The organism is Massilia mucilaginosa (assembly GCF_011682145.1).
Taxonomy (GTDB): domain Bacteria; phylum Pseudomonadota; class Gammaproteobacteria; order Burkholderiales; family Burkholderiaceae_D; genus Telluria_A; species Telluria_A mucilaginosa.
The window spans coordinates 1-286 of the sequence record NZ_WHJH01000355.1 but is presented as its reverse complement, the minus strand read 5'-3'; the positions used below and the strand labels follow the sequence as shown (position 1 = coordinate 286).

Sequence of the window (286 nt, the reverse complement as noted above, 5' to 3'; positions counted from 1 at the left end):
CCCGACGCCGCTGCGCAGCGACTGGCTCGATGCGCTGGCCGGCAGCCTGGTCAGCCAGGCGCTGGACGTGCCGCTGCCCTGGACTTACCGGGGCCGCGTGCGCGCGGGCACCGATGCGGCGCTGGTGGAAGTGATGGCGGTACTGGCCGACGACGCCGTCGGCGAACTGGCGCCCGGCACGCCGCAGCCGCCGCTGGTGGCCGCCGTCGACGTCGAACTGGCGGCGCTCGGCATCGTTCTCCCAAGCCAGGTCAGGATCGACCTGCTCGACCCGGCCCAGCGTCCG

General features: G+C 74.8%; 1 pseudogene. It reads left to right on the top strand.

The window, feature by feature from the left end:
- Window positions 1-286 (top strand): annotated as a pseudogene (locus F2P45_RS35150) (DUF5682 family protein); the annotation flags it as partial.